The sequence below is a fragment of the Streptomyces sp. NPDC054847 genome, from assembly GCF_053610925.1.
Window position 1 is genome coordinate 1 of the sequence record NZ_JBSGZJ010000329.1, and the last position, 8,026, is coordinate 8,026.

Annotated in this window: 6 protein-coding genes; 2 read left to right on the forward strand and 4 right to left on the reverse strand. The window is 71.2% G+C overall.

Annotation, left to right across the window (positions count from 1 at the left end):
- Window positions 1–43 precede the first annotated feature (43 nt).
- Window positions 44–1,831, reverse strand: a complete 1,788-nt coding sequence (gene gcl, locus ACWGH4_RS25935) for a glyoxylate carboligase (RefSeq protein WP_453465223.1) — start codon at window positions 1,829–1,831, stop codon at window positions 44–46.
- Between the two features lie 254 nt (window positions 1,832–2,085).
- On the opposite strand from gcl, the gene ACWGH4_RS25940 reads away from it, so the two are divergent.
- Window positions 2,086–2,817, forward strand: coding sequence for a hypothetical protein (locus ACWGH4_RS25940; RefSeq protein WP_441261414.1), 732 nt, complete (start codon window positions 2,086–2,088; stop codon window positions 2,815–2,817).
- A gap of 78 nt (window positions 2,818–2,895) precedes the next feature.
- Here the strand turns inward: ACWGH4_RS25940 and ACWGH4_RS25945 are convergent, their stop codons facing one another.
- The 3 genes from ACWGH4_RS25945 to ACWGH4_RS25955 form a co-directional block, all read right to left on the reverse strand.
- Window positions 2,896–3,519 carry an NADPH-dependent F420 reductase gene (locus ACWGH4_RS25945; protein ID WP_453465225.1) on the reverse strand — a complete coding sequence of 208 codons (624 nt, stop codon included), beginning with the start codon at window positions 3,517–3,519 and terminating at the stop codon, window positions 2,896–2,898.
- A 143-nt stretch (window positions 3,520–3,662) separates the two neighbouring features.
- Window positions 3,663–5,270, reverse strand: coding sequence for an AMP-binding protein (locus ACWGH4_RS25950; protein ID WP_453465227.1), 1,608 nt, complete (start codon window positions 5,268–5,270; stop codon window positions 3,663–3,665).
- On the reverse strand, window positions 5,267–6,943 hold the full coding sequence (locus ACWGH4_RS25955) for an AMP-binding protein (RefSeq protein WP_453465229.1): 1,677 nt from the start codon (window positions 6,941–6,943) through the stop codon (window positions 5,267–5,269). Before ACWGH4_RS25955 ends, ACWGH4_RS25950 begins: the two co-directional genes overlap by 4 nt.
- Window positions 6,944–7,085: 142 nt before the next feature.
- On the opposite strand from ACWGH4_RS25955, the gene ACWGH4_RS25960 reads away from it, so the two are divergent.
- Window positions 7,086–7,907: a response regulator transcription factor gene (locus tag ACWGH4_RS25960; protein ID WP_453465231.1), complete on the forward strand. Its 822-nt coding sequence runs from the start codon at window positions 7,086–7,088 to the stop codon at window positions 7,905–7,907.
- The last annotated feature ends 119 nt before the right edge of the window (window positions 7,908–8,026 follow it).

Genomic DNA, 8,026 nt, shown 5'->3' on the forward strand with positions numbered 1-8,026 from the left:
GTCCGCCGATGCGGACCGGGCCCTTCGGGGCTTGCGGTGCGGGTCAGACCTTCAGCTGCCTGACCGCGGTCGGGGCGTGGCCCGGCTCGGTGGCGATCTCCTCGAACTCGGTGACGTCACTGATGTCCGCGGTCTTGCTCATCGCGATGTTGGTGACGCGCTCCAGGATCGCCTCGACCACGACCGGGACCCGGTACTCGGCGGCGATCTTCTTCGCCTCCTCGAAGGCCGGCAGCAGCTGGTCCGGCTCGGTGACGCGGATCGCCTTGCAGCCGAGGCCTTCGACGACCTTGACGTGGTCGACGCCGTAGACCCCGATCTCCGGGGAGTTGATGTTCTCGAACTCCAGGTTGACCTGGAAGTTGATGTCCAGGCCGGCCTGCGCCTGACGGATCAGGCCCAGGTAGGAGTTGTTCACCAGGACATGGACGTACGGGATGCGGTGCTGCGCGCCGACGGCCAGTTCCTCCAGCATGAACTGGAAGTCGTAGTCACCGGACAGGGCGACGACGGAGGCCTCCGGGTCGGCCTTGGCCACACCGAGCGCGGCGGGGATCGTCCAGCCGAGCGGGCCGGCCTGGCCGCAGTTGATCCAGTGGCGCGGCCGGTAGACGTGCAGCATCTGGGCGCCCGCGATCTGCGAGAGACCGATGGTGGTGACGTACCGGGTCTCGGGCCCGAACGCGCGGTTCATCTCCTCGTACACGCGCTGCGGCTTGAGCGGCACGTTGTCGAAGTGCGTACGCCGCTGGAGCGTCGCCTTGCGCTCGTTGGTGGCGTCGACCCACTCGCTGCGGTCGGGCAGCCGGCCGGCGGCCTTCAGTTCCTTCGCGACCTCGACGAAGAGCTCCAGGGCGGCCTTCGCGTCGGAGGCGATGCCGTAGTCGGGGGCGAAGATCTTGCCGATCTGGGTGGGCTCGATGTCGACGTGGACGAACTTGCGGCCCTTGGTGTAGACGTCGAGCTTGTAACCGGTGTGGCGGTTGGCCCAGCGGTTTCCGATGCCGAGGACGAAGTCCGACTCGAGGAAGTTCGCGTTGCCGTAGCGGTGCGCGGTCTGCACACCGACCATGCCGGCGTTCAGCTCGTGGTCGTCGGGGATGATGCCCCAGCCCATGAGGGTCGGGACAACGGGGGTTCCGGTGAGCTCGGCGAACTCGACGAGCAGGTCGGAGGCGTCGGCGTTGATGATGCCGCCGCCGGCGACGATCAGCGGGCGCTCGGACTCCAGCAGGAAGCCGATCGCCTTCTCGATCTGGGGGCGGGTCGCGGCCGGCTTGTAGACCGGCAGCGGCTCGTACGTCTCCGGGTCGAATTCGATCTCGGTCTGCTGGACGTCGATGGGCAGGTCGATCAGGACCGGGCCCGGACGGCCGGAGCGCATCAGGTGGAAGGCCTGCTGGAAGACGCCGGGAACCTGCGCCGCCTCGAGGACCGTGGTCGCGGCCTTGGTGACCGGCGCGGCGATCGAAGCGATGTCGACGGCCTGGAAGTCCTCCGTGTGCAGCTTCGCGACCGGCGCCTGGCCGGTGATGCACAGGATCGGGATCGAGTCGGCGATCGCCGAGTAGAGGCCAGTGATCATGTCCGTGCCCGCGGGGCCGGAGGTGCCGATGCAGACGCCGATGTTGCCCGGAGCGGTCCGGGTGTAGCCCTCGGCCATGTGGGACGCGCCCTCGACGTGGCGGGCGAGCGTGTGGTCGATGCCGCCGCCGGCCTGGAGGGCCTTGTAGAAGGGGTTGATCGCTGCGCCCGGCACACCGAACGCGTGGGTGACGCCTTCACGCTTGAGGATCTCAACTGCCGCACGGGCGGCGGTCATTCGAGGCATGGGGTGCTCCTGCTTCGGCCTGTCGGATCTGGTCGGAACGGTCGGAACAGGCTCTGTCGCGCCACCTGAGAGCTGCTATTCCGTATTGTGGAAGTCCAGTTTTGCTATACGGAAGCAATGTAGGGCGCGCTCCGGGCCACGTCAAGGGACGCCCACCACGGCGGCCGACGGCCCGCGGAGTCGGCGAAGTGCCTCGCCAACGGGGCGCGGTTGATGGACGATGGGGGCAACCGAGGAGAGGGAGAGAGGCCGCGATGACCGAGAGCGTGCCGGTGCGCTGCCCGGTCTGCCGCCGCGACCACCTCTTCGCGGCACCCGTCTACCCGTGCCCGTGCGGCGCCCCGCTCGCGGCGCCCCTGCTGCGTGCCGCCCGGCCGGAGCCGATAACGCACCGCACCTGGACGGACGACTGGGTAACGGTCCGCTGCCCCGAGTGCGACCGCCAGGACCAGTGGCCCCAGCCCGAGCTGGGTTGCCCCTGCGGCACGGTCCTGCGGGTCCCGGTCCGGCCCGTCGGAACCCGGCCGGTGCCGGCCCCCGCCGAGGGGCCGAGCCGTCTCCGGCGCCCCTGGCACATACCGCTGCCGCGCACGGCCGTCGCCTCCCGGCCCTCCTTCCGGCCGGTGACGATCCGCACCGCGCGCGACGCGGTCACCGCCGCGGCCCTCTACCTCAAGTGGCTGGGCTTCCGCGATGTGATCCAGTCCGAGGTCCGCCCTGTGTCCGGCATCGACCTCAGAGGCCCCGGCATCGTCGCCCAGGTCGACCCCACGACCAGGCCGGCGACCCTGCGCGCCGTCGAATGCCTGTGGCTGAACGGCCTCAGCTCGTCCTCCGCGAGCGTCTTCTTCTCCCTCGCGGGCTACGCGTACGACGCCCGCGCCCGCGCCGACCAGCTCGGCGTCCCCCTGTTCGTCATGGACCTCACCGGCTGCCCCCAGCCGGTCAACGCCCCTGCGGACGAGCTGATCTCCACGGGCGTGTGACGCCCTCGCCGGCGCTTCTCCCCCGGCCCTCCGCTCCCCCTCGCCTCCCCCGTTCCGGTCAGCGACCGGAGCGCCTCACTACCGGGACGGCGTGACGACGTTGACGTTGAACGTGTGGCCGCCCACGCCGGCGGCGATCCCCATGAAGAGCAGCGCGAAGTGCTCCTGCCCCCGTGCGGTGGTGATGCCGCCGATGTCCATCAGCGAGGAGGGCGGCCATCCGAGGTCGCCGAGGAGCCGGCCGGTGAGCTCCTTGGCGGCGGTGCTCTCACCGGACAGGAAGACCGTGCTCGGACCGTCCAGGCGGTCGGGGTGCGCCATCACGGTGGAGTCCATGGTGCACAGCGTCTTGACCACCGCCGTCCCCGGGAAGGCGGCCTGGATCTGCTCGCCGAGACTGCTGTTGGGGTGGGAGAGTTCCGTGTAGTCGTCGGACAGTCCGACGCCGACGTCGATCAGCGTCCTGCCGGTCAGGGCCGGCTCCCCGATCGCGGCGAGCAGTTCCAGGGACACGGTCCCCGGCGTCGCGTTGACCACGACCTCCGCGTCGGCGACCGCCTCGTCGAGACCCACGACGGTGAATCCCGGTTCGTTCCTGTCCTGTGGCCGGCGCGACCCGAGAACCACCTCGTGTCCCGCGCCGGACCAGCCGGCCGCCAGTGCTCGGGCAACGTTTCCTGTGCCAAGAATTCCGATTCGCATGGTGCGACGCTAACGGCGCCGCCGACCCGGCCGGATCGGGCTCAAGGCCCGGGCGTCGTGGGCCTCATGACGTAGGTCCGCCGCCCCGCCCGCCCGGGCCGTGCGCGCGCCGGACCCGGCCGGGTCCGGTGCGCGACGCTGTCTCAGCCGTCCCCGAAGCGGCGCCGCAGTTCCACCTTGCGGACCTTGCCGCTCACCGTCATGGGGAAGTCCGTGAGGACCTCCAGGCGGCGCGGGATCTTGTAGTGGGCCAGCTGCTCGCGGCAGAACTCGGCGATCTCCTCCAGCGTCGGGGCGTCCGCCGGGTCGCGCGGGATCACGCAGGCGAGGATCTCCTCGCCGTAGCGCTCGTCCGGCACGCCGACCACCTGCACGTCGGCGATCTTCGGGTGCGCGTAGAGGAACTCCTCGATCTCCCGGGGGTACACGTTCTCGCCGCCCCTGATGATCATGTCCTTGATGCGGCCGACGATCTGGACGTAGCCGTCCTCGCGCATGACGGCGAGGTCGCCGGTGTGCATCCAGCGGCCCGCGTCGACCGACTCCGCGGTCTTCTCCGGCTCGTCCCAGTAGCCGAGCATCACGCTGTAGCCACGGGTGCACAGCTCGCCCGCCTCACCGCGCGGCAGGGTCACGCCGCTGACCGGGTCGACGACCTTGACCTCGATGTGCGGCATGACGCGGCCTACGGTGCCCGTGCGGCGCTCCAGGTCGTCGTCGCGCCGGGTCTGCGTGGAGACGGGGGACGTCTCCGTCATGCCGTAACAGATCGACACCTCCGCCATGTTCATCTCGGCGACGACCCGCTTCATCACCTCCACCGGGCACGGCGAGCCCGCCATGATGCCGGTGCGCAGGGTGGAGAGGTCGTAGGAGGCGAAGCCGGGCAGGTTCAGCTCGGCGATGAACATCGTCGGCACCCCGTACAGCGAGGTGCAGCGCTCCTGCTGCACGGCGCTCAGGGTGGCCGCCGGGTCGAAGGAGGGCGCCGGGATCACCATGCACGCGCCGTGGGAGGTGGCGGCGAGATTGCCCATGACCATGCCGAAGCAGTGGTAGAAGGGCACGGGGATGCAGACCCGGTCCTGCTCGGTGTAGGCGATCATCTCGCCGACGAAGTAACCGTTGTTGAGGATGTTGTGGTGCGAGAGGGTGGCGCCCTTGGGGAAACCGGTCGTGCCCGACGTGTACTGGATGTTGACCGGGTCGTCGCACGACAACTGCGCCTCGCGGGACCGCAGTTGCTCGTCGGTGACTCCTGCGGCCGCCTCCTGCAGCACGTCCCAGGAGCGGTCGCCGATGTAGTGGACGGCGCGCAGCCCGGGGCACTTGGTGCGCACCGCGTCGACCATGGCGCGGTAGTCGCTGGTCTTGTGCGTCTGCGAGGCGACCAGCAGCGCGACCCCGGCCTGGTTCAGTACGAACTCGAGCTCATGCGCCCGGTACGCCGGATTGATGTTCACCATGATGGCGCCGATCCGGGCGGTGGCGTACTGGATCAGCACCCACTCCGCGCAGTTCACCGCCCAGATCCCGACCCGGTCGCCCTTGCCGATGCCCGAGCCGAGGAGTCCGCGTGCCAGCAGGTCGACGGCGGCGTCGAGTTCGGCGTAGGTCCAGCGGGTGCCGGCCGCCACGTCGACCAGCGCCTCCCGGTCGGGGTGCGCGGCGGCGGTACGCGCCAGGTTTCCGCCGATCGTCTCGCCGAGCAGCGGGGTACTGCTGACGCCGTGTGCGTACGAGAGTGTCATCGCAGGTCGCCTTCCGTGTACTCGGCGGCGGAGCCCTGCGCCGTGCGCTCCCTCAGCTCGATCCGGCGGATCTTCCCGGACACGGTCTTCGGCAGCTCGGCGAACTCCAGCCGGCGGATGCGCTTGTACGGGGCGAGCACCGCGCGCGAGTGCTCGAAGATCAGCTTGGCCGTGTCGGGCCCGGGCTCCCAGCCTTCCGCGAGGACGACGTACGCCTTGGGGACGGCGAGGCGGACCGGGTCGGGGGCGGGCACCACCGCGGCCTCCGCCACCGCCTCGTGCTCCAGCAGCGCGCTCTCCAGCTCGAACGGGCTGATCTTGTAGTCGGAGGCCTTGAAGACGTCGTCCGACCGGCCCACATAGGTGATGTAGCCGTCGGCGTCGCGGGAGCCGATGTCGCCCGTGCGGTAGTGGCCGCCGGCCATCGCCTCCGCGGTGCGTTCCTCGTCGCCGTGGTACCCGGTCATCAGGCCCACCGGCCGGCCGGACAGGTCCAGGGCGATCTCGCCCTCCGTCGCGCCCGGTTCACCGGTGACCGGGTCGAGGAGGTCGACCTTGTAACCGGGGCTGGGCCGGCCCATCGAGCCTGTCTTGAGGACCTGGCCGGGGCTGTTGGAGACCTGCACGGCGGTCTCGGTCTGCCCGAATCCGTCGCGGATGGTCACGCCCCAGGCGCGCCGCACCGTCTCGATGACCTCGGGGTTGAGCGGCTCACCGGCCGCGACGACCTCCCGCGGTGGCTTCCGCAGCCGGCTCAGGTCCGCCTGGATGAGCATGCGCCAGACCGTCGGCGGGGCGCAGAAGCTGGTGATCCCCTCGCGGTCCATCTCGGCCATCAGCCGGCCCGGGTCGAAGCGCGTGTAGTTGTGGATGAAGACCGTCGCCTCCGCGTTCCAGGGCGCGAACAGGTTGGACCAGGCGTGCTTGGCCCATCCGGGCGAGGAGATGTTCAGGTGCACGTCGCCGGGCTTCAGACCGATCCAGTACATGGTCGCGAGATGACCGACCGGGTACGACACATGGGTGTGCTCGACGAGCTTCGGGCGCGCGGTGGTGCCGGAGGTGAAGTACAGCATCAGCGTCTCGTCCGCGCGGGTGTGCCCGTCGGGCTCGAAGTCCCGCGGGCTCTCGTAGGCGCCGCTGTAGGGCAGCCAGCCGGGGCGCTCGCCGCCGACGACGATCCGGCTGTAGTCGCCGGGGACCTCGTCGAACTTGGCGGTGTCCTCCGGCCGCACCACGACATGCCGCACCCGGCCGCGCTCGATCCGGTCACGCAGGTCCGCCGGGCCGAGCAACGGCGTCGCCGGGATCATCACGGCGCGCAGCTTCATCGCGGCGAGCGCGGTCTCCCACAGCTCGACCTGGTTGCCGAGCATGACGAGGATCCGGTCACCGGCCCCGACGCCCTGGGCGCGCATCCAGTTCGCCGCCCGGTCGGACCGGTCGGACATCTCGGCGAACGAGAACCGGCTGCTCGTCCCGTCCTCCTCGACGATCCGCAGGGCGGGCGCGTCGTTGCCCTCCGCGATGACGTCGAACCAGTCCAGCGCCCAGTTGAAGTGCTCGAGGCGGGGCCACTCGAAGCCGTCGTACGCGCGTACGTAGTCCTCCCGGTGCTCCAGCAGGAAGTCCCGTGCGGCCCGGAACCTCTCCGTCGCGCTGCCAGACGTCATGTGTCCTCCTCGTTGCGGGACCGGCCGTCCACATCGTGTAATCGGTGACCCAGGTCTCACTACCCCCGTACGGGGGTGACGTCCCCGCCCGGGGGCCCGGAGGGAGGAAGCACGCGTGACAGGAACCGGCGAAGCGGCCGAGATGCGGGCGGCGCTGCTCCGGCTGCGGCGGACGACAGGGCTCCCCGTCGCCTTCGGCGGGCTCCTCACCGACGGGCGGCAGCGGCAGCTGCGCATCGGGGAGCTGAACGGCGCGGCGACCGGGGCGCTGCGCGGGCTCGCCATCTGCGCGGGCAACGGCCTGGGCGGCAAGTCGATGGCCCTGTCCAGGCCCTGCGCGGTGACCGACTACCCCGCCGCTCGGCACATCAGCCACGAGTACGACGCGGCGGTGGCCTCCGAGGGGCTGCGGTCGGTGGTCGCGGTACCGGTCGTGGTGCACCGCCGGGTGCGGGGCCTTCTGTACGGGGCGCTGCGCCGGCCGCTCGTGCTCGGCGACCGCGTCCTCGACGCGGCGGTGGCCGCGGCACGGGACGTCGAGCAGGCGCTGGTCGTCCACGACGAGATGCAGCGGCTGCTCGCGCTGGCCCGCCCGCCGGCCACGGACGACGCCGTGGGTCCGCGCGACTGGGAGACCGTACGCGAGGTCCACGGCGAACTCCGCGCCCTTGCCCCCCGGATCACGGACCGGGCCCTCCGCGAGGAACTGCTCGCCGTCTGCGCGCGACTGGCCCCGGGCCCGCGTGCGCCGGCCGCCGCGACCGGCGAGGTGTCGCTGACGCCACGCGAACTGGACGTGCTCGGCTGCGTCGCCTCCGGCGCGACGAACGCGGCGGCGGCGGGGCGGTTGGGGCTGCGGCCGGAGACGGTGAAGGCGTATCTGCGGTCGGCGATGCGGAAGCTGGGGGCGCGGACGCGGCTGGAGGCGGTGGTGGCGGCCCGCCGGGCCGGCCTCCTCCCATGACGTGCGCCACCCGCTGCGCGGGGCCGTTCCCCTACCGTCCCTTCCCGCTGTACCGATGTGCGGCCGCGTGGCGGGGCAGGCCCCGGACCCCGCACCGCCCCGCGGGCGGCGTACCGCGC

What these genes read in the sequence shown, in the direction of transcription:
- gcl (WP_453465223.1), bottom strand. Translation starts at nt 1,831, where the DNA reads ATGCCTCGAATGACCGCCGCCCGTGCGGCAGTTGAGATCCTCAAGCGT.
- ACWGH4_RS25940 (WP_441261414.1), top strand. Translation starts at nt 2,086, where the DNA reads ATGACCGAGAGCGTGCCGGTGCGCTGCCCGGTCTGCCGCCGCGACCAC.
- ACWGH4_RS25945 (WP_453465225.1), bottom strand. Translation starts at nt 3,519, where the DNA reads ATGCGAATCGGAATTCTTGGCACAGGAAACGTTGCCCGAGCACTGGCG.
- ACWGH4_RS25950 (WP_453465227.1), bottom strand. Translation starts at nt 5,270, where the DNA reads ATGACACTCTCGTACGCACACGGCGTCAGCAGTACCCCGCTGCTCGGC.
- ACWGH4_RS25955 (WP_453465229.1), bottom strand. Translation starts at nt 6,943, where the DNA reads ATGACGTCTGGCAGCGCGACGGAGAGGTTCCGGGCCGCACGGGACTTC.
- ACWGH4_RS25960 (WP_453465231.1), top strand. Translation starts at nt 7,086, where the DNA reads ATGCGGGCGGCGCTGCTCCGGCTGCGGCGGACGACAGGGCTCCCCGTC.